This is a genomic window from Faecalibacterium sp. DFI.5.82, assembly GCF_029076575.1.
GTDB lineage: Bacteria > Bacillota > Clostridia > Oscillospirales > Ruminococcaceae > Faecalibacterium > Faecalibacterium duncaniae.
This window is the reverse complement of sequence record NZ_JARFIS010000699.1, coordinates 1-303: the sequence shown is the minus strand read 5'-3', so window position 1 is coordinate 303 and position 303 is coordinate 1. Positions and strand designations below refer to the sequence as shown.

Genomic DNA, 303 nt, shown 5'->3' with positions numbered 1-303 from the left:
GGCAATAAAATCTGACGCGCCAAAGGTGGCTGCCACACGGGGCGGCATGTCATCCAGGTTGCCGATGGGTGTGGCAACGATATAAAGAGTACCTGCCATAGTATCCTCCCATTTGATTTGTACAAAAACTCTCCGTCATCCCGTACTTGGCGCGCAGCGCCTGAGAGGTTCAGCGTCCATACATTGCCGCGCCTGCCGAGATGAGTACATGCGGCTCGACCCGCAGCCCTGTTTTTCGGTTCTTCTGTGCTTCCAACAGAAACAGCCAGGGGGCGGCATCCGGCCGGTTCTTCACAAAGGCCA

The 303-nt window shown here is 56.4% G+C and carries 1 pseudogene; it reads right to left on the bottom strand.

What is annotated here, in order from left to right:
* Positions 1-99, bottom strand: a pseudogene (locus P0G09_RS18505) (16S rRNA (cytidine(1402)-2'-O)-methyltransferase); the annotation flags it as partial.
* Positions 100-303: the final 204 nt, after the last annotated feature.